We start from the raw sequence: 18683 nt of genomic DNA, 5'->3' as shown, positions 1-18683 counted from the left end.
CAAATTCTCTATTACACCACCCCACCCATCACCGGGTCAGTGACCCCTTCCTTCCCTGTCTCTACCCTGCCGCAATAATGGCGGAAGAATTCAGGTGTACCGTCTATGGATAACTGCACATCGTACCACTGGTGCGATGTATCAAGATTTACGACAACGGATTCCGTTTTACCTGCACCAATGTTTACTGATTGCAACAGCTTGCCTGTGCTGCCATGTTTGAGTTGTACTGTGCAGCTTTTTGTTGCAGCGGCATTGCGCAAATGCAGCACGATGTTGCCGGTTAGCACATCTGCCCTGCCCTTGCTTTCATAACTGCATTCAGCCAGCAGCTGGTCGTTGGCCGTGCCTTTGAACTCGCGGTAAAACCCATTGGGGCCATAAGCACGCAAATGATATTGTTTGTTTTCAAAAGCATGCAGCGGCCATTCATAGGTTAAGGTATCACCTGCTTTGGCAGCAAACGACCATACCCGGCTTGTTTCTGTTGCCTCATTACCCTGGCCTTCATATTTGCCAGGCGCATAAACTGAAAAAGGGGCCCCTGCTGCCTGGCCTTTCCACACTGCATTACCGGCCTGTAAACGAAGTACAAACTTTTTCCGGTCATCACTCAGCTGACCATTGGTATGCAACTCATAAGGCAGCGCAGCAGATGGCCGAACACCCGGCTCCTGCCTGGGCATTACGCCAGCGCTGGCAGGCGCTGTAACAAATGCCTGCACATCATTGTCAGTTACCTGCCTGTAACCTGCAGGCTCCTGTTTAAACCGGGCATTGAAAATATTTTCCACATGCGTATTTCTTTCGAGGAAAGGAATGCGCTCCAGCTGGCTATTGTTGAACGGCGTAAATGCAGTAGTAAGATCACCGCAGATCGTGCGGCGCCACTGGCTGATATTGTCTACATGGATAGACTTATTGAATTTCTTATTTACAAATGTCTCAAGGAATTGCAGTGTAGAAGTATGATCAAACAGCTGCGAACACACTTTACCACCACGGCTCCAGGGCGATGCAATGATCATTGGCACCCTGAAACCCAGTCCTATAGCGCCTTCACGGGCCTGTTTCTTCGGAACACCTTGTTTCAGTTCATTTTCGAGACGAACAAATTCTATTTCAGTTTCAATACCGGCCGAGCATTTGCCTGTGCCCGGTTTGTTGTTATCGGGAATAGAAAACGGCGGCACATGATCAAAGTAACCATCATTTTCATCGTAGGTAACAATGAAGATGGTCTTCTTCCATACTTCCGGATTTTTGGTGAGAATGTCGAGTACTTCAGACACATACCATGCACCATACCAGGGCGCACTGGGATGATCAGAGAAATTCTGCGGTGCAGCCAGCCACGATACGGTTGGCAGCTGATTGTTCTCTACATCACTCCTGAACTGGTGCAGCAAATCGCCCTTGGGTACTTTCAGTGTACGGGAAGCACCATTTTCTTCATAAGTCAATGAAGTAATGGAACGGTAATCAGGATCTTTCTCATTTACGGTAAACGCATTAAAGAACAGGCGCTGCTCTTCAGGAGAAAGCTTTTCAAACTTCGCAGCATTCCACTGCAGCAATTCATCCTGTGCTTTGGAAAGCACTTCCTGTTTTTTCTGTATCGCAGCTTTGATCTTCGCAGCAGTATCTTCATCTGAAGGACTTTCTTCCTGCAGTTTATTGATTTCACCGGGCAATGTATCGGCCTGTTTTTGTAAAGCCTTAATATACTGCGGCGCGAACTTTACATTGTACGGTTTAAAAAACTCCAGCAGGTTGCAGCCAAAGTTCGACAGCCAGGAACGTTCTTCTCCTTCAAAACCACCGCCGCAGCTCAACGCATTCTGGTAAAATTTCCAGGCAATGCCATTTGCTTCCAGTAATTCAGGAAAGGTTTTCCAGTCCATTTTACCATAGCTGAAATCATCGTTGCGGATATTGGCCTTGGGTATACCGTTTTCTTCATGCGTAATTTTGCCTGTCCAGAAAAAAGAACGGTTGGGTGTGGTGCTGGTCATGGCAGAACAAAAGTTCTGGTCACAAATAGTGAATGCATCTGCCATGGCATAGTTAAAGGGCAGGTCTTCCCTGGAGTAATACCCCATGGTAAGTGGCATACCGGCATATGCCTTGTTGCCCGATGCTTTGGCTATCAACCATTGGTCGTATTTGCCCTGGTTATGTGCATCTACCTGGCTGGCGCGTGAATGCGGCAACGATCCCATCCAGGTTATCTTAGTATCACGGATGTCCAGTCTGAATGGTGCATACGTTTCACCTGCAGCATTGCTTTGAAACCATACGGGCTTATCATTTGGCAAACGGATGGCCCTGGGATCGTTAAACCCGCGCACGCCGCGTAACGTACCGAAACAATGATCAAACGAGCGGTTTTCCTGCATCAGTATTACTATATGTTCCGCATCAAGAAAAGTACTGCCCGGGGCAGGATCAATAGCAAGCGCCCTTTGAATAGAGCCTGGCAAAAGATTGGAGAAGCCCGCTGCGCCGGATAATAACATTGATTTTCGCAGAAATTCACGCCTGGTATCCATAAGCTGTAATTGTATCGCCGTGTGACAAAATTTTAATCAGAAAGTTTAAAGATCAGATATTTATATATTCAACAAACCACGGCCTGCCATGAAGCAAACAGTTAACCTAAAATTTACATTGCACAGCAGGCTGCGGCATGCATGCAGTAACGCCGCGTTTGTTTCAGCGAATTGTTTGCCGCATTAGCCGATAAATATTACACGAACACACAGCATATATACATTCCTCTAGCCTGCATGACACCCCTGCACCGCCCTTATCTTTGCCAACCTACCGCATAAGAAACAATAGCAGCAATCAGGCTATCGCACCATCAAACTACCGTTCAACATTGTTACCGGCTTTAGCCACAGCATTTTCCCGGCAAGTGAAAAAGGCCTTACATTTATCGCACAATTCACATACATGAAAACACGAATTCTCACCTGCCTCCTTGTTTTGCTGGTAGGTAAAACACAGGCCCAGTTAAGTGCGCCCGACAATATTGCCACCAGCAAAGGCCCGTTAACCATACAGCCTGTAGAACATGCAAGCCTTGTACTCACTGTAGCCGGCAAAACCATTTATGCAGACCCTTCGGGCGGCGCTGACCTGTTTAAAGGATTGGCAGCACCCGATGTTATCATTATCACCGACATTCATGGCGATCATTTTGATCCCAAAAACATGGACGCAGTTAAAACCGCATCTACTATACTTGTGGTACCTCAGGCAGTAGCAGATAAAATGCCGGAGGCTGATAAAGCACACATGGTAGTGGTAAACAATGACGGCACTACCACGCAGGCCGGTATTTCCATTCATGCCATTCCGATGTATAATATTCCCGGCGGACCAGATGCCAAACATCCCAAAGGCCGCGGCAATGGTTATATACTGGGCATTGGGGGCAAAAACATTTACCTCTCCGGCGATACAGAGGGCATTCCCGAGATGCGCGCACTCAAAAACATTGATGTGGCTTTTGTTTGTATGAACCTGCCCTACACCATGGATGTACCGCATGCAGCAGACGCTGTACTGGCATTTAAACCGGCGATCGTTTACCCCTATCACTACCGCGGGCAAAACGGTTTAAGCGATGTAAATGAATTTAAAAAACTCGTGAACGAAGGCAATAAAAACATCGAAGTGCGTTTGCGCAACTGGTATCCCCAAAAATAAGCGCACCCTTACATTGCAATAGCAGGCCCGGCCGCATTACTGCAGCCGGGCCATTTTATTCAAAACCATACAATCCGCGCTATTACCTGCAGGAATAAGTAATATCAATATCACTGTAAGCAAAGCCTGCAAACGAGCCTGCATACAGCTTCCCGGGACTGCCCAGGTGCAGGGGCAGCCACTGGTTGTTATACGGGCCGGCAGGCACTACATTGTTTACACTGTAATCATGATCGAGAAACATCCATATTTTATTGGTAGACCGGATGTTTTTCCTGTTGTCGTAGGTTTTACCATTCACCAGGTTGCCGTTGCTGTCATAGGTATACGTGGTTACGCTCGAGTTGTTGGCATCATCTATAAACGTCCATGTAGCCATCCTGCCCATGCCATCATAGGTATATTTAAAAATATAACGGTGATGATAAGACAGCCTTACACCGTTGGCCCATTCCCCGAATACATACTGGGTATCCTGTACAATCTGGTTTTGCAGGTTATACACATAGTCGTGCCAGGTTTCAAACGACACATCGCTGTAATACCCGATATGCTGAATAAGCCTGTTGTGCTGATCATACCTGAACAATACATCAGGATAACCGGTAGCGGTAAAACTCTTTTTAATGGAAACCGGGTTCCCTTGCTGGTTGTAGGTAAAAAACAGGGAATCATCAAACGAACCCACGTTACCCTTGATCTTTTCTACCCTGCAGCCTGGTTGACCTGCAATCACATCACAATTCTTTTTACAGCCGGTGAACAATGCTACAAGCATGCACGCAGCCAATAAACGGTAAGGTAAATAGTATTTCATACAGCTGGATTTTGCAGTGAATGGTTTACGCAAAGCACAGTCAGGCACACAGCATTGTTGCTGCAGCAATAACAATTACAGTAACCCGGGCAGCCTGCCCATAGATTATACCAATAGATAAAACCGGTAAAGCGGAGGTAACAGCGACAGATAATACGCTTTGAAAGGATGGAGTTAAAGCGATGTAAAGTTGGCAAATGAAAATGAAAAATGCAAGCAACGGGTTGTAATAAATTTCCGGGCGAAACGCTGCAATGCAGTAAATACAAAAGACACAGCGCTTTATGCAGGAAAAAAAAACAACTGCACAAACACTGTATCTTTTTAATTGCTTTTGCAGCCGGTGTCGTTTAGGTAAGCGTCCGGATGTGGTAGTGGTTCAGGCCTGCAGCACTGCACTCACCCTGTTAATTTCGGCTTCGGTATTAAAGTAATGCGGTGACAAACGGATGGCCCATTCAATGCCCTTTGCCGAAAAATCAATCTGCGCAGATGTTTTGGATGTTACTGAATAACGGATGGCATGTGTATGTAAAAGGGCTTCCAGTTGTTCCTGGCTAAATCCTGCGCGCGTAAACGTAACAATGCTGCACTGCTCCGTACCCCTGTCTAACACCTGCACGCCGGGCACAGTGGCCAGCTGTTTGCGCAGCAGGCTGCTCAGCATGTGATTGCGTGTGGCAATGTATTCCAAACCCAGCTCCATGGCATAATGCATGGCTTCGGTTAAACCGGTTAAGGCTGCATACGGCAGTTCCCAGGTTTCAAAACGCCGGGCATCTGTACGGGTAGTGTATTGGTCAGCGCCAGTCCATGCAGCGCCACGCATATCAATGTACAATGGTTCCAGTTTTTCTGATAGCACCCGGTCGCTCACATATAAAAAACCTGTACCGCGCGGACCACGCAAAAACTTACGGCCTGTGGCGGTTAAAAAATCACAGCCGATTGCCTGTATATCTACGGGCAGCTGCCCTACAGACTGGCAGGCATCTACCAGGTACAGGCAATTGTACCTGCGGCACAGTTCACCAACCGCTGCCGCCTGCTGCACCAGGCCCGAGCTGGTAGGCACATGTGTTACCGCTACCAGCCGTGGTTTGTGCGTTTTAATCAACTGCTCCATATGATCCAGGTCTATATCACCTGCAGCCGTATTGTTGGCGCGCACAATATGAACACCCCAGCGTTGCTGCGCCGATAAAAAAGCCAGTTGATTGGAAGCGTAATCATCGTTTGTGGTTACAATGTAATCACCCTGCACAAACGGGATGCTCAGCAGCGCTTTGATATACGCTTCTGTGGCGCTGAAAGCAAAGGCAATATTTTCGGGTTGGGTATTGATCAATCTTGCTGCCTGCACATAAAACTGTGCAATTTCAGCAGCATGTTTTTCAGCCACCGCATACCCACCGGCTTCCGTTTCTTCATCAAGGTAAGCCTTCATGCGGGCAACAACCTGCCTGGGCATCAGGGAGGCGCCGGCGCTGTTTAAAAATACCTGGTCAGCACAGCCTGGTGTATCGTGGCGTATCGTTAAAATATTCATGGCACCAATATAGACAAAAGCAATGAGCTGGTATCGTCAAAACCCGTTGCAGGTTTAAAGCAGGTACAGTTTACAGGTGCTTTCCTGCAAAAGTTCCGCTTTTTTAGCTAAACCGGCATGCCGTTGTTGCCCAGTGCAAGCGCTACCAACTCCTTTTTATTACGCGACACCGGTATTTCATGCCCGTTTTCCAGCAACAGGTAGCCGCCATTGTCTTTTACCCAGCTTTTCACATACCCAAGGTTCACGAGATGCGATTGATGACAACGGATAAAGCGGTAATTTTTAAGCAGCTCTTCGTATTCATAGATAGGTTTGCTCACGGTGAGCCTTTCACCACCTGCCAATTGAAATACCGTGTAGTTATTCGATGATTCGCAGTGTACAATATCACACACCGGCACAAAACGCGTTTCTTTTAAAGTAGCCAATGCAATACGGTGTTGGGCGTTTTGTTGCTGCAGCAATTGCAGCAGGTTTTCAAGGTGGCGGTTTTGCTGTTTGGTGCTGCGGTTTACTGTTGCCCGCGCCACGGCAGCCTGCAGCTCATTAATGTTCACCGGTTTCAACAGATAGTCCACCGCCGCAAAACGAACTGCCTGTATGGCGTACTGATCATAGGCTGTTACAAAAATCACTTCAAAGTCATACTGCGGCAGCTCCTTCAGTAATTCGAACCCATTTTTACCAGGCATTTGTATATCGAGAAAAAGCAGGTCTGGCCGGTATTGCAGGATGGCAGCGATACCCGCAGTTGCATGCTGAGCCGTTGCAACGACTTCCACACCCGGACAATAAGTTGCCAGCAGCTGCGACAGGTTATCGAGGTTGTTTTGTTCATCGTCTATTACAATGGCACGTAATCTGTTCATGCTAACCAGTTTTTAAATAGAAGGCGGATAATCGTTCCCTGCGCAGGCGCACTTTGTACCTGCATGGTGATAATCGTTCCTTCTGTCATTTCATTCAACAACCTTATCCGGTCGTGTGTAAGCTTTAATCCGTAACCAGTGCCGCTTACAGCGGTATCAAAGCCTGCCCCGTTGTCTTGTATCAATACCAGCAGGTCTTTACCCTGCCGACTGAAACGCACCTGTATCCTGCCTTGTTCCCCCATGCCCGAAACGCCGTGTTTCACCGCATTTTCTACCAGGGGCTGTAACAACAGCGAAGGTAATTCAACAGCCGAAGTATCCGGCGCGTTTTCACAATCGATAGACCATGCGAAATTAAAACGCAGCTGTTCCAGGCGCAGATAGGTATCCAGCGTAGCGATCTCCTTTTGCAGCGGAATATACGCCGTATCGCTCTCCGTTAATGAATGCCGCACCAGCATGCCAAAATCAGACAGGTAGCGGTTGGCGCCGTCCATATCCTGCTTGTTTATCAGTCCCTGTATGGACGAAAGCGCATTGAAAATAAAATGCGGGTTCAGCTGGGCGCGTATAGCACGTAAACCAAGCGCCTGCTTTTCTTTTTTTGCCTGTTCCTCCATCAACGCAAGCCGTTGCCTGCGCAGGGTTACCAGCAACGCGATGCTGCCCAAAAAACTAATCACCAGCAACACGGCCGCCACTTTAAACCACATGGTTTGATACCAGGCAGGGGTTATTTCAAATACATAAGCAGTTACATGCTGCCGCTGCATACGATAGCGCATTTGCAGCACATAACTGCCCGGATCCAGGTCTTTCAGCCATATCAAACCGTTGTCATATGCATTGGGCTGCCAGTTGGCAGCTATTTTATTATTTCGCAGCAGGCGGTATTCGAGCGCTTCCTTTTTGTAGATATCTGCCGTAAGAAAAAAGTACAGGTCATGCTCTTTCGACGGCAATACCAGCTTTTTGGGCAGCCCGGTTACTGAATCCAGCCCGGCGGGCTTATATAATTTCGTCCATTTATCACGTGGCGCGGCAGCAGCAAAACGGGCGTTGGTTTTCACGTGCATCAGCAAATCATTCAATTCAGCAGCAGTGTAAATATCTTTCAGCACAGGCTGCACAGCCACCCAGTACACGGCAGCTGCACACTGTATTGACTGATCGCGCCGCCGCCTTAATTCAACTGTAATATAATTTCCTGTGCCGGTGCTAAACCCGCCAAGAAAAGCACACCTGCGACGGAAAGTATTTAACTGAAACGCACTGTCTGTAAACTGTGTGATGGCTGCCCATGGCTTTATCACACGTGAACCGTTTTCTGTTACCCGGTATTCGTACAATGCCGCATTTGAGGCGAAAACACCCGGCGCGATAAAATATACCGCAGACGAATCGCAGGCATACAACACCTGGTTGCGATCGCCCAGGTTAGACCTGAAATTGTACAAGGAACCACTGAATGACATGTTTAAAGCTGTTGCGCCGGCTAATTCGGCCGGCGCGCTGTAAATGCCATTATATGGTATTGCCGTTACCAGCAACGGTACAGAATCCTTGCCTTCACCGATATAGGAAGTAGAGTAATTATTCCATTCAATGGAAGTAAAATCAACCGTGCTGTCATGCCAGGGTATCTGGGCCCGGCATATACAGCTGCCCAAAAGCAACAATAAGCAACTAACTACATATTTTCTCATATCAGGGGGCCTGCCAGAAAGCGGCAGCATTATTCGTGTTGTAATATAATAAATCGCCTTGTTGCGTGCCGCTTTTTGCGCCGCCGTTTTGCTTTTGTCTGAAATAGGCAACAGGATTGAGTTGTATGTAACTGATGACTTTGCCGGGCATTCTTGTTTCATTGCCGGCTATGCTGTTTACCGGGCACTGCAGCAGGTAAAGATTCTTTGCCATATAACCATACAAATATTCCTCCCGGCTGCGGGTAAAACGGTGGTTCCAGTTGGCATCCGGATTCAGTATGAGCGGCTCGCCGTTGATTAAACGCGCACGCACTTCCTCAATGCCCAGCAATTCGCCTTTTTCATTCATTACATAGGCATCATTGGTAGGGTCGGCCCATATCCATTTGTGCAGCGCAGGTACGTATACGCTGTTGATCACATGACAGTCCGGGTCAATACCCAGGCTGTCTTTGGGCAAACACGTAACAAGTCTTGACTTAAACCCCATAGCAAGATAACACTCGTTCAATACGGTGGCCAGCCCGCGGCAATTCAGTCCCCTGCCCTCTTTACGGCATACACTTACCAGGTGCAGCGCATCACGTACGGGCGGGTTTTCGGTATTGCCATCGTGTGGTACCAGGTTATGCACCCAGTGCAGCAGGTTTAACACCTGTTCGGTCTGGTTGCCCGTGCCTGCAATCGAATCCAGGTGAAAATAGCGCCGCAATGCTATTAACGCTGTATCCGCCGGGGACTGATAGGTAAAAGCAGGCAGGAGATTGCTGTGCACCGTATTATCATAAACCGATGCAGTTTTTAATATAAACAGGTAATCGCCAACAGCGCGCAGGGGCTGCACCAGTGCTTTAAACCGGGCAAGCTGGTGAAGGCTCACCAGGTCGCTGTCGTTCACCAGGTGCTGGTAATCCGCATAGGAATACTGCAAAGCCGTATCCAGGTAACAGAGCGCTGCAGCTGGCTGGTGCAGCAAGGCATATGTGCAGCTGAGGTTGTAGTAAACATTATTATTTGCTGCCGTATACCGCTTTTGCGTAACCGCATTTAGTGAACGATACCAGTGTTGCCATTGCCGCAACCCGGTATGATAGGCTGTTGTATCACGTTGCTGTACCAGCGTACAAAAGAAGCATTGTATTGCTGCACAACACTGTCTGTGAATGCTGCATCATTTTGCTGCGACTGCCCATACAAGGGCAGCAATGCGCATAAAATTAATAGTAACCTGGGTAACATACGAGCTGTTTGGTGGATAAATGATTGGGTATGCCTCAAATATCCACCAGGCCGTTAATACCTGTAACACAAATGTGAATCCGGCAGCCGCTAATGTGAATCCGGCAGCATTGTTTTGTACCTGGCCAGCATGGCCAGCACTACCAGCACCAGCGCTATAAAAGACGATACGGTGCGCACTGTGTGCAGGTTACGCCAGGGCATTTCGAACAACCGGCGCTGTGCAGCAATATCCGCATCGCTGGCCTGTTGCAGGGGAAAAGCATCCAGCATTTTATTAAGGGGGATATTACCGAAAATGGTAACGCCCATTACACCCACCGCGTACACAAGGGCCGCAGCAAACAGGTAGCCATACCCGATGCCATCGGGTTCCCGGTAAAACACCCAGGCACACCAGGGCAGCAAAAACAAAGCGCCGAAGAAGCTGGCGAAAAACAAGGGGTTTTGAATAGCGCGGTTCAGGCTTTGCATGGCACTGATATAACCACTGTCTGGCAGGCGCGTGATACCGGGTACTACCGAGCACGACCAGGCATACATTAAACCGGCCATGAGGCCGGTGCTTACAGCAGTTGCAAGCAGCAATAATTTATGTAAAAGAGACATGGTATACATCAATAAAAGTTGAATAAACAAGCATAACCAACACCTATTTTGCCTGGCGCAACGGCAGCAGGCTGCCAATCCAGTTCAGCAGCCGGTTTTGCTCTTCATCACTGAGCTTTGCACCGCCTTTGGGCATGCGGTGTTTAATAAAGACCTGTTTGTAAATACGCGCAGCAAGACCGTTCATATTGTTTTCTGTAAATACTTTGCCCGGGTTCTGTGCAACATGGCAGGTATTACACCTTGTTTGCAATACATCCAGTGCAGCCTGCTTTTGTGCCGAATCTGCCGCTGTGGCCGCGGCATAGGGTTGCGCATAATCGGTATGGCATAACCACAGTAAACCTGCAATAACCAGGGCTATTGTTGTCCATTTTTTCATGTATGATACTTTAGAACAAAATTGCCTTAACCCCGGCCGCAGAAATTGAACAAAACCGACATTCTGCTATTGTATCAAAACAGGAAAATTAGATACCACCCCGGTTGTCTTTTGCTGGAATTGATTGGGAGAACAGCCTGCAAAGGCTTTAAACTGGCGGATAAAATGCGATTGATCGGCATAGCCATTATCAAACGCAATATCAGTAAGGCGGTGATACTGGTTGCTGCGCATTTGCTGCAGGGCTGCCTGGAAACGGCATACTTTTGCAAACACACTCGGTGCGATGCCTACGTAACGGCTAAACCAGCGCTCAAAGCTGCGTTCTGTTATGTACAGCTGCCGGTGCAGTGTTTTCAGCGGCACATTGCCATTGCTGCGGATGATGGCATCAATCGCGTAATCCATTCCCGCATCAGCGGCACCGGTATGCAGCCGCTGTTCTGCCTGCAGGTAAGCAGTCAATGCGCCCAGCTGCAGTTCGCCTGAGGCGGCTTCATTCAATTGTTCATTCAGCCGGAAGCCTTTGCCGCGCGCAAGAAAATCGAGATCAACACAGGTATCAGTCAATTCACCGGCATCCATACCAAACACAGATTTAACGGCATGCGGATAAAAGACCACCCCAAAAGTTTTAAGCTGACCGCTCAAATGCATTTCCCTGGGTTTGATGGTTTGGCCATACAGGAAAATACCGGGTAAACGTTTCTGTTCTTCATCGTGGTACACACCTGTCTCCTGCTGAAATACCAGCCCAGGGCAACCATCTGCCAATGGCTTGAATACTTTGGTAGCTGTGCCTGCGCAATCTTCTTCCAGCGTCCAGCAGTACTGAACAAATTGCCGCAGGGCGGCCGGTGGCGGAAGAAGTGTGTATTGCATGGGCATGAAGTTACAAAACCCCGTTTGAAACAGTGAAACCAATGGATGAGCGGCAGCAAACAGCTGTAAGCTACGAGCATGTTTGCTTTAAATCACCCCGGCGATAGTATGCTGATCATTTAATACTCGCTTAGATCGTCTCGACTGTCGATTCTCGATTCTCGATGTTTTCTTCACGCACGACTAACGCCGCACGGTTCACGCTAATACATGCCTGCACTAATCAGCAAACTGGTGTACGCTAACCGGTAGTTAATTTGCGCCGCAAACAGGTCTGTTTCAGCCTTTGTAAGGTCTGCCCGGGTTTGTACAATCTCTCTTTTTAAGATACTGCCTGCCGCCAGCTGGCCCTGTTTAAACTCCAGTTGCTTTTTACGATAAAGCACAGCCTTTTGTGCGGCGGTTACCAGGGCCTGTGCCTGCAGCGCCTGCCGGTAAGCTTTTTGAACAGCAGCGCTTACATGATCTGATGTGTATTGCTTGCTCTCCGTGGCCGCTGCCTGCTGGTGTTGCCGCTGTTTCACAACCGACTTCCTGGTACCGAAATCGAGTATTTTCCAGGTGAGCAGCAAGCCTGCCTGGTAATTGGAGGCCGGTAAAAAATCAAACACACTCTGGTAAGAAAATCCTGCAATGAAAGACAAATCAGGCGTGTACTCCTTTCGCGCTGAGGCAACGCCTAAACCCGCTTTCTGAACAGTTAAAGCAGCCGCCTGCACATCGGGATTTTTATCGTTTGCCTGGCTTACATACGTCTCCACCGGCTGCAATACTGCAAGACTATCCGGTAATGGTGCCAGCTCAAAACGCGTGTTAACCGGCAAACCCAGCAACTCTGCAAGACTGGCGCTGTAGTCTGCAATATCGTAGTTCGCCTGTAATTGTTTTTCTTCATCCGCTGCCAGTTGCGCCTGCAGGCCATAGTGATTGGTTGAATCTGTTTCACCAGCCATCAACGCGCTTTCCACATCATACAACTGAATTTCTGTTAGGCGTATATTGGCTGCAGCCTGCTGCTGTTTGTGTTGTGCCAGCAGTATGCCGCAGTACAGCTGCTCCACCCCCTGCCTTACCTGCCATTCGGCCTTCTGCACCTGTGTTTGCGCAAGTGCCACATTGGTTTTGGCCACCTTTACACCGGTTGACACCTTGGTTAACTGTGTAATTGGCTGCACAACATTGGCGCCTGCCAGTATCATGTTGTGATCACCTTCAAACAGCTTAAAGTCACGGTCGGGAATGGGAACACTGGCGATGTTGCCGAACTTACCCTGCGGTATCACCACATCGGTCTTACCCGCATACAGGTAACCACCGGTTGCATTGATATTCGGGTAATATTTACTGCTAATGCCATCCAGGGAATCGCGGCTTTCCTCCACACGCAGGCGTGCTATTTTCAGCAGCCTGTTCTGCTGCAGCGCCATCTGGTGGGCTATGGGCAGGGTAATATGCAGGGCAGTATCCTGTGCCGATGCAAAAAACACCGCGCCTGTCAGCTGCACCAGCAGCAGTATGCGGCTATGCCTGTGCAGTTTCATTTTGTACTTTTTTATGATGTGGTTTCACTACTGTTGTAAACAATACAGGTATCACCAGCAGGGCCATGACCATTGAAAACAATACCCCCATTGCCAATACACTGGCCAGCGGGCTCCACATGGGCGATCCCGATAATATCATGGGCAGCACACCAATTGCCGCAGCCATGGCCGTTAAAAAGATGGGGCGCAGCCTGCGTTTGCCTGCTTCGGCAGCTGCACTCGGAATGTCTTTCCCCGCAGCAATAAGTTCATTGGTATAATCCACCAGTATAATGGCATTGCGCACTACGATGCCCGATAAACTGATTAAACCGATAAACGAGGTAAAACCAAATGGATTATGTGTAATAATCAAGCCAAGCAATGCCCCGAAAAGACTAAGCGGTATAGCCGTCATCACCACCAGTGTTTCCCGGAGGTTGCGGAACTGGAACAGCAGTATCAGGAAAATGAGCAGCAGGCTAATGCCCAGCGCAACCAGCATTTGGCTGAATGTTTCTTTCTGGTTCTCTTCTTCACCGCCATATTCAATGCGGTAGCCCGGTGGCAGTGGAATGCGGGCAATGGCTGGTTTTACTTTTTTCAGTATTTCAGATGCCAGTGCACCATCCTGCACTTCGCTCAGTACACTCAGTGTGCGTACCCCGTTTCTGCGTACAATACGCCCTGTTTCCCACTGTGGTGTAATAGTGGCTATTTGCCGCAGGGGCACACTGGCGCCGGTGATGGGCGAGCTTACGTAAGTGTTGGCCAGCTCCGTAAAATTGCTGCGGTTGTTCTCATCCAGCCGCATCACGATGTTTACCGGGTTATCTCCTTCATACATGGTCGTAACCGGGTAACCGCTGAAGCCGATATAGGTGCTGGTGGCAACAGTAGCTGTTGAAAAGCCAAGGCGGTTGCCCTCTTCATTCAGGTTAATATCTACCCCGTAATAGTCTTCCATAAAATTGGTGCGCACATTATCGGTGCCGCTGGTTTTCACCAGCAGGCTGCGCACCTGCTCTCCTATTTCCTTAATGGGCTGCAGTTCTGTACCAACAATGCGCACTTCTACCGGCGCCAGCAGCAACGAGCCCTGCTGCATTAAACGTACATGCGGCCTGCCCTCCGGCACCAGTTGTGTAACAAGCTCGCCGAGTGATGCGGCTACTTCCCCGGTTGCTTCATTGGTTTCGGTATTTACCAGTATTTGCCCGAAATTGGTTACAGGCGGCTCGGGAGAAAAATTATAATAAAAACGCGGTGCACTGGTACCTGCAAAGCTGGCATAGCTGGTTACACGCTTGTCTTGCCTTATTTCATTCACCAGTCGGTTCAATGCCGTTTTTGTTTCATCAAGCCTGGTGCCTGTGGGCATCCATAGCTCTACCACAAACTGGTTGCGTTCTGCTGCAGGAAAAAATTTCTGCTTTAAAGCAAAGTACAACATACCACCTGCAATTACTGATATAAGACCCACGGCCAGTGTTATGCCCTTGAAACGCATGCACCAGCCCAGTGCCTTATCATACCCATCCTGCATATAATCCAGCACTGATTTTTTAGCCGGCTTGCCCGGTTTGCCTTTGGCTTTGTGCAAACCGGTTTTAATAAAACGGCTGCACAAATATGGCGTTAACAGCATGGCCACTACAAAGGAAGAAGCCAGTGCAATGGATACCGTAACCGGCAATGAAAAAATAAACTCACCTACCGAGCCTGACAGGATGATCATTGGCATAAATGCCGCGATAATGGTTGCCGTGGCCGTAAGCACCGGCACCACCAGGTCGCCCGCACTGCGCCAGGCAGCCGTATGCCGGTCTATGCCTTCATCAAGCAATTCTACATAATTGTCTGCAATCACAATTGCATCATCCACCACCATCCCCAGCACTACAATCAATGCGGCAAGCGATACCTGCTGCAATTCTATGCCTACCATATGCAGCATGGCAAAAGTTACCGCCACGGTTACCGGTATGGCCATGGCAGCCACCGCCGCAATACGCAAAGGCAGCAGCAGTATGGTTACCACGATCACGGAAACAATGGCCAGGAAAAACTCCCGGATAAAATCATTCACGCTTGTCTGCACAATACGCGGCTGGTTAACGATGGTATTGATGGTAACGCCCGATGGCAGGTATTGCTGCAGCTGATCCAATATGGCTTTTACATCTTTGCCAAACTGTACAATGTTATTGCCTTCCTGCATTTCAACAGACAGCATCATCGATTTATGGCCGTTCACGGTGTAATACGTGGTGGGCTCTGCATATGCCCTTTTGATGTCTGCCACATCGCTCAGCCGCACTACACCGCCACTGGGCGATACACCAACAATCTGGCTGGCAATCTGCTGTTCTGTTCCAAAATAACCGGTGGTATACAGCGGCACCTGGTTAACACCTGTTTTGATATCACCTGTTGCACTAATGGCGTTCTGCGATTGCAGCACCAGCATTACCTGCTGGTATTTGATGCCATACTGCGCCAGCCTTGATGAATTGGACGTAACCGTGATCTGCTCCGGCTGCTCGCCATACCGTTTTATCTTAGACACCGCTTTCAAGGTACGCAAACGGTCTTCTGCCATTTGCAGGTAATGCTTCAGTTCACTGTAGCCAAGCTCGTCCGATTCAAGGCTGATGAGCATGGCAATGGTATCGCCAAAATCAGTATTCACAATAGGGCCGATTACACCCTTGGGTAAATCCTGCATTTTGGCAAGCTGCAGGTCATGTTTCAGTTTAGACCAGAAGATATCCGGATCTTTCACCCATTCTTCCAGTTCTACATTGATGATAACAGCGCCATCGCGGGAAGTGGAATAGGTTTTCTCCTTACGCACCTCTTCATACTGAAACAGGTATTGCTCCAGCTTTTTAGCCACCTGCTCTTCTACCTGCAAAGAATTGGCGCCGGGATAAAACGCCACCACCAGGCCGGTGCGTATGGTTATTTTAGGATCTTCCCTGCGCGGCATATTAAGCAGCGAGTACACACCCAGCAACACCACCAGTGTAAGCACGGTTAAGGTTACCTGCGGGTATTGCAGCGAAGCTTTTACAGGATTCATGGATGCGGTGCTTTAAATTCAATAAAGGCGCCATCCTGCAGTTTTTGCTGGCCGCCGGTTACAATCAGTTCGCTGCCGGTAAGACCGGAAGTAATTTCTACCTCACTGCCGGCCAGCTGCCCTATAGATACATTGCGCTTGTAGGCCCGCTTCTTTAAACTGTCTGCAATAAATAAAAACGAGGTGCCATCAGGGTCGTGCAGCACCGCCGTGCCGGGCAACATGGTGCGGGTGCTGCTGGCATTGGTTTGCAGCGTGGCATTGGCAATCATACCGGCGCGTATCTGCTGCTCTTTATTCGGCACCGTTACCTTCACGGTATAGGCTCGCGATACCGCATCAGCTACTGCCCCTATCTCCGTAATGGTGCCGCTGAACTGGCGGTTCAATGCAGGAATAGTTACCTGCACGGTTTGCCCTTTGTGCACCCGTGCAATCTCTGCTTCAGGTACATTGGCCTTTATATAAACCGGCTGTATAGATACAATGGTAAAAACAGGAATACCCATTGCTACATTTTCACCTGGTTCTATATTACGTTTGGCAACAATGCCCGATGCAGGTGCATACAGCCGTGTATCGTGCAGGGCTTTTGTGGCCTGCTTTTGCAGTGCCTGCGCCTGTTGCAGGGCAGCCGTGGCTTTCTGGTAGTCCGCTTCCGTAAGGCTTTCACGGTTTTTCATAATGGTGGCACGGTTAAACACATCGGTTGCTTTCATCAGCTCTGCATTGGCAGCATCCAGGCTGTACTGATAACTGGCAGCATCCAATGCAGCCAGCAGTACGCCTTTGTCAATTGCATCCCCTTCTTTGGGTACTACGGTTGTGGCTTTGCCGCTAACGGAGAAACTGGCATTGGTGGTGGTATTGGCTTCTGCCGAACCGCTGAGTACCAGCACACCCGCCTGCTGCAGGCTTTGCGTACGGCTTACTACTACGGGTATTGCAATAGAACCGGTATCTGTATTGTTGTGTTGCTTGCCACCAGGCGAAGAGCAGGATTGCAGTATAACCAGCACTGCAGCAATGTACCCGGAACGAAAGACGACAGCTGCCCGGGTGAAGATGACATGCATAGTAAACGTGCTTTGTTGCATAGATTAATGCCCTCAGGTTCATTTTGTTCCCTGAAATTACCAAAGCCAGGGAAGTAGCAGTTCATGTAACCGTTACACATAAACGCACGCCTGCGTTTATGCGCCACTGTATAAAATGAACAAACTGCAACTGTGTGATTTACTGCAAACCTTACTCTTACCACCAACCAGCAGAAAGGCGATATACAACAGCACCAATTAAACACCCATAGCATGGCACTGAATATTAAAATCAACTTTGAAGAGAAGTATACCGCACAACCGGTAGATAAACTCAACTACAGCACTTTTGAAGCTGAACTAAAAAACGGCGAAAAGGTTACACTTGGCATAACCATCAGCATGGATGAACACCCGTTTATGCCCGACGTGCTTAACCTGTCGTTCGGCCCTGTTGACGCCAATGACCAGATAGATGACGAAGTAAAACTGCCGCACCGGCATCATTCGAAAGTTTTCTCCACCGTTGTATTTGAAGGGCTGTCCTTCTTAAACAAGCATCCGAAAAAATACCTCGGTATCGATGGCTCTACTATGTCGCGGGCCTACTTGTACTACAGGTGCATTCAAAACAACTTCGATTACCTGCATTCATATTTTGACATCTATGGCGTGAACTATTACGTGCGTTATTTCAGGTCACACGAAGACCAACCTGAGTTTGAAGATGGCGATATATTAGCGTTACCTGTGGTACTCGAAAAAGGCGAAGCCGTTACTGCACCAAGGTTATATAATTACTTCATTTTCAAAGCAAAACAACCACAGCCATAATTTTTTGCCTTAATACCGAAATTCCACTAATTTTACACAGCTATGAAAGAAAAAATATTACAGGAAGCCAAACTTCACGCCGAAGCAGCCATGCTGCACGGCAACAGGAAGGTTAAAGTAACCCGCAAATCCGGTAACACTTCTTCATTGGGTAAAGTCATTAAAACAAAAGAACAGGCCGATCTCTTCATGAAAATGCTGAGAGCCATCTAATCGCATACAACAACTAAAAAGCAAGAGCACCCATGCGGTGCTCTTTTTTTGTGCATACTGTCGCTCATTCACTATTGCCTGTTCCAGCACTTACTTATAACCAGTTAGCCGGGGAAAAAAGTACCATAGAAAGGATAAAATGGCAATTTCCCGGCAGCTACCGCCTCAATACCTTTGTGCAGCAAAAATGACCCGGTAACAGAAAAATCACA

Annotated in this window: 16 protein-coding genes; 3 read left to right on the top strand and 13 right to left on the bottom strand. The window is 48.5% G+C overall.

Annotated elements, in window-relative coordinates; translation table 11 throughout:
* Positions 1-11 precede the first annotated feature (11 nt).
* On the bottom strand, positions 12-2552 hold the full coding sequence (locus DXN05_RS17665; RefSeq protein ID WP_116848603.1) for a phosphocholine-specific phospholipase C: 2541 nt from the start codon (positions 2550-2552) through the stop codon (positions 12-14).
* A gap of 406 nt (positions 2553-2958) precedes the next feature.
* Here DXN05_RS17665 and DXN05_RS17660 point away from each other — a divergent pair, with 406 nt between their 5' ends.
* A complete protein-coding gene (locus DXN05_RS17660; RefSeq protein WP_116848602.1) occupies positions 2959-3717 on the top strand; it encodes an MBL fold metallo-hydrolase in 759 nt (252 codons plus the stop codon).
* Between the two features lie 82 nt (positions 3718-3799).
* Here the strand turns inward: DXN05_RS17660 and DXN05_RS17655 are convergent, their stop codons facing one another.
* The 12 genes from DXN05_RS17655 to DXN05_RS17605 form a co-directional block, all read right to left on the bottom strand.
* Positions 3800-4534 carry a hypothetical protein gene (locus tag DXN05_RS17655; protein ID WP_116848601.1) on the bottom strand — a complete coding sequence of 245 codons (735 nt, stop codon included), beginning with the start codon at positions 4532-4534 and terminating at the stop codon, positions 3800-3802.
* A 379-nt stretch (positions 4535-4913) separates the two neighbouring features.
* Positions 4914-6083, bottom strand: coding sequence for an aminotransferase class V-fold PLP-dependent enzyme (locus tag DXN05_RS17650; RefSeq protein ID WP_116848600.1), 1170 nt, complete (start codon positions 6081-6083; stop codon positions 4914-4916).
* Between the two features lie 107 nt (positions 6084-6190).
* Positions 6191-6955: a LytR/AlgR family response regulator transcription factor gene (locus DXN05_RS17645; RefSeq protein ID WP_116848599.1), complete on the bottom strand. Its 765-nt coding sequence runs from the start codon at positions 6953-6955 to the stop codon at positions 6191-6193.
* Positions 6952-8628 carry a sensor histidine kinase gene (locus DXN05_RS17640; RefSeq protein ID WP_158559305.1) on the bottom strand — a complete coding sequence of 559 codons (1677 nt, stop codon included), beginning with the start codon at positions 8626-8628 and terminating at the stop codon, positions 6952-6954. The genes DXN05_RS17645 and DXN05_RS17640 overlap by 4 nt, the downstream gene beginning before the upstream one ends.
* Before the next feature lie 37 nt (positions 8629-8665).
* The gene (locus DXN05_RS17635) at positions 8666-9748 is read right to left on the bottom strand and encodes a TPR end-of-group domain-containing protein (protein WP_394337522.1); all 1083 of its coding nucleotides are present in this window, start codon (positions 9746-9748) and stop codon (positions 8666-8668) included.
* Positions 9715-9906, bottom strand: a complete 192-nt coding sequence (locus tag DXN05_RS24755; protein WP_158559303.1) for a hypothetical protein — start codon at positions 9904-9906, stop codon at positions 9715-9717. Before DXN05_RS24755 ends, DXN05_RS17635 begins: the two co-directional genes overlap by 34 nt.
* A gap of 90 nt (positions 9907-9996) precedes the next feature.
* Positions 9997-10515: an anthrone oxygenase family protein gene (locus tag DXN05_RS17630; RefSeq protein WP_116848752.1), complete on the bottom strand. Its 519-nt coding sequence runs from the start codon at positions 10513-10515 to the stop codon at positions 9997-9999.
* Positions 10516-10558: 43 nt separating this feature from the next.
* The gene (locus DXN05_RS17625; RefSeq protein WP_116848596.1) at positions 10559-10897 is read right to left on the bottom strand and encodes a c-type cytochrome; all 339 of its coding nucleotides are present in this window, start codon (positions 10895-10897) and stop codon (positions 10559-10561) included.
* 66 nt (positions 10898-10963) lie between these two features.
* Positions 10964-11779 carry an AraC family transcriptional regulator gene (locus DXN05_RS17620; RefSeq protein WP_158559302.1) on the bottom strand — a complete coding sequence of 272 codons (816 nt, stop codon included), beginning with the start codon at positions 11777-11779 and terminating at the stop codon, positions 10964-10966.
* Positions 11780-11982: 203 nt separating this feature from the next.
* Positions 11983-13320, bottom strand: a complete 1338-nt coding sequence (locus DXN05_RS17615; RefSeq protein ID WP_116848594.1) for a TolC family protein — start codon at positions 13318-13320, stop codon at positions 11983-11985.
* Positions 13301-16387: an efflux RND transporter permease subunit gene (locus tag DXN05_RS17610; protein WP_116848593.1), complete on the bottom strand. Its 3087-nt coding sequence runs from the start codon at positions 16385-16387 to the stop codon at positions 13301-13303. Before DXN05_RS17610 ends, DXN05_RS17615 begins: the two co-directional genes overlap by 20 nt.
* Positions 16384-17463, bottom strand: coding sequence for an efflux RND transporter periplasmic adaptor subunit (locus DXN05_RS17605; RefSeq protein WP_158559301.1), 1080 nt, complete (start codon positions 17461-17463; stop codon positions 16384-16386). The genes DXN05_RS17610 and DXN05_RS17605 overlap by 4 nt, the downstream gene beginning before the upstream one ends.
* Before the next feature lie 234 nt (positions 17464-17697).
* On the opposite strand from DXN05_RS17605, the gene DXN05_RS17600 reads away from it, so the two are divergent.
* The gene (locus DXN05_RS17600; protein WP_116848591.1) at positions 17698-18258 is read left to right on the top strand and encodes a DUF6934 family protein; all 561 of its coding nucleotides are present in this window, start codon (positions 17698-17700) and stop codon (positions 18256-18258) included.
* 42 nt (positions 18259-18300) lie between these two features.
* Positions 18301-18471: a hypothetical protein gene (locus tag DXN05_RS24750; protein ID WP_158559300.1), complete on the top strand. Its 171-nt coding sequence runs from the start codon at positions 18301-18303 to the stop codon at positions 18469-18471.
* Positions 18472-18683 lie beyond the last annotated feature (212 nt).

Source organism: Deminuibacter soli (genome assembly GCF_003412455.1).
GTDB lineage: Bacteria > Bacteroidota > Bacteroidia > Chitinophagales > Chitinophagaceae > Deminuibacter > Deminuibacter soli.
The sequence above is the reverse complement of the archived record's forward strand: the minus strand, read 5'-3'. Positions and strand labels throughout refer to the sequence as shown.

Excerpts from the sequence above, each read along its gene's own strand:
- DXN05_RS17665 (WP_116848603.1), bottom strand. The coding sequence starts at position 2,552 with ATGGATACCAGGCGTGAATTTCTGCGAAAATCAATGTTATTATCCGGC.
- DXN05_RS17660 (WP_116848602.1), top strand. The coding sequence starts at position 2,959 with ATGAAAACACGAATTCTCACCTGCCTCCTTGTTTTGCTGGTAGGTAAA.
- DXN05_RS17655 (WP_116848601.1), bottom strand. The coding sequence starts at position 4,534 with ATGAAATACTATTTACCTTACCGTTTATTGGCTGCGTGCATGCTTGTA.
- DXN05_RS17650 (WP_116848600.1), bottom strand. The coding sequence starts at position 6,083 with ATGAATATTTTAACGATACGCCACGATACACCAGGCTGTGCTGACCAG.
- DXN05_RS17645 (WP_116848599.1), bottom strand. The coding sequence starts at position 6,955 with ATGAACAGATTACGTGCCATTGTAATAGACGATGAACAAAACAACCTC.
- DXN05_RS24755 (WP_158559303.1), bottom strand. The coding sequence starts at position 9,906 with ATGTTACCCAGGTTACTATTAATTTTATGCGCATTGCTGCCCTTGTAT.
- DXN05_RS17630 (WP_116848752.1), bottom strand. The coding sequence starts at position 10,515 with ATGTCTCTTTTACATAAATTATTGCTGCTTGCAACTGCTGTAAGCACC.
- DXN05_RS17625 (WP_116848596.1), bottom strand. The coding sequence starts at position 10,897 with ATGAAAAAATGGACAACAATAGCCCTGGTTATTGCAGGTTTACTGTGG.
- DXN05_RS17620 (WP_158559302.1), bottom strand. The coding sequence starts at position 11,779 with ATGCAATACACACTTCTTCCGCCACCGGCCGCCCTGCGGCAATTTGTT.
- DXN05_RS17615 (WP_116848594.1), bottom strand. The coding sequence starts at position 13,320 with ATGAAACTGCACAGGCATAGCCGCATACTGCTGCTGGTGCAGCTGACA.
- DXN05_RS17610 (WP_116848593.1), bottom strand. The coding sequence starts at position 16,387 with ATGAATCCTGTAAAAGCTTCGCTGCAATACCCGCAGGTAACCTTAACC.
- DXN05_RS17605 (WP_158559301.1), bottom strand. The coding sequence starts at position 17,463 with ATGCATGTCATCTTCACCCGGGCAGCTGTCGTCTTTCGTTCCGGGTAC.
- DXN05_RS17600 (WP_116848591.1), top strand. The coding sequence starts at position 17,698 with ATGGCACTGAATATTAAAATCAACTTTGAAGAGAAGTATACCGCACAA.
- DXN05_RS24750 (WP_158559300.1), top strand. The coding sequence starts at position 18,301 with ATGAAAGAAAAAATATTACAGGAAGCCAAACTTCACGCCGAAGCAGCC.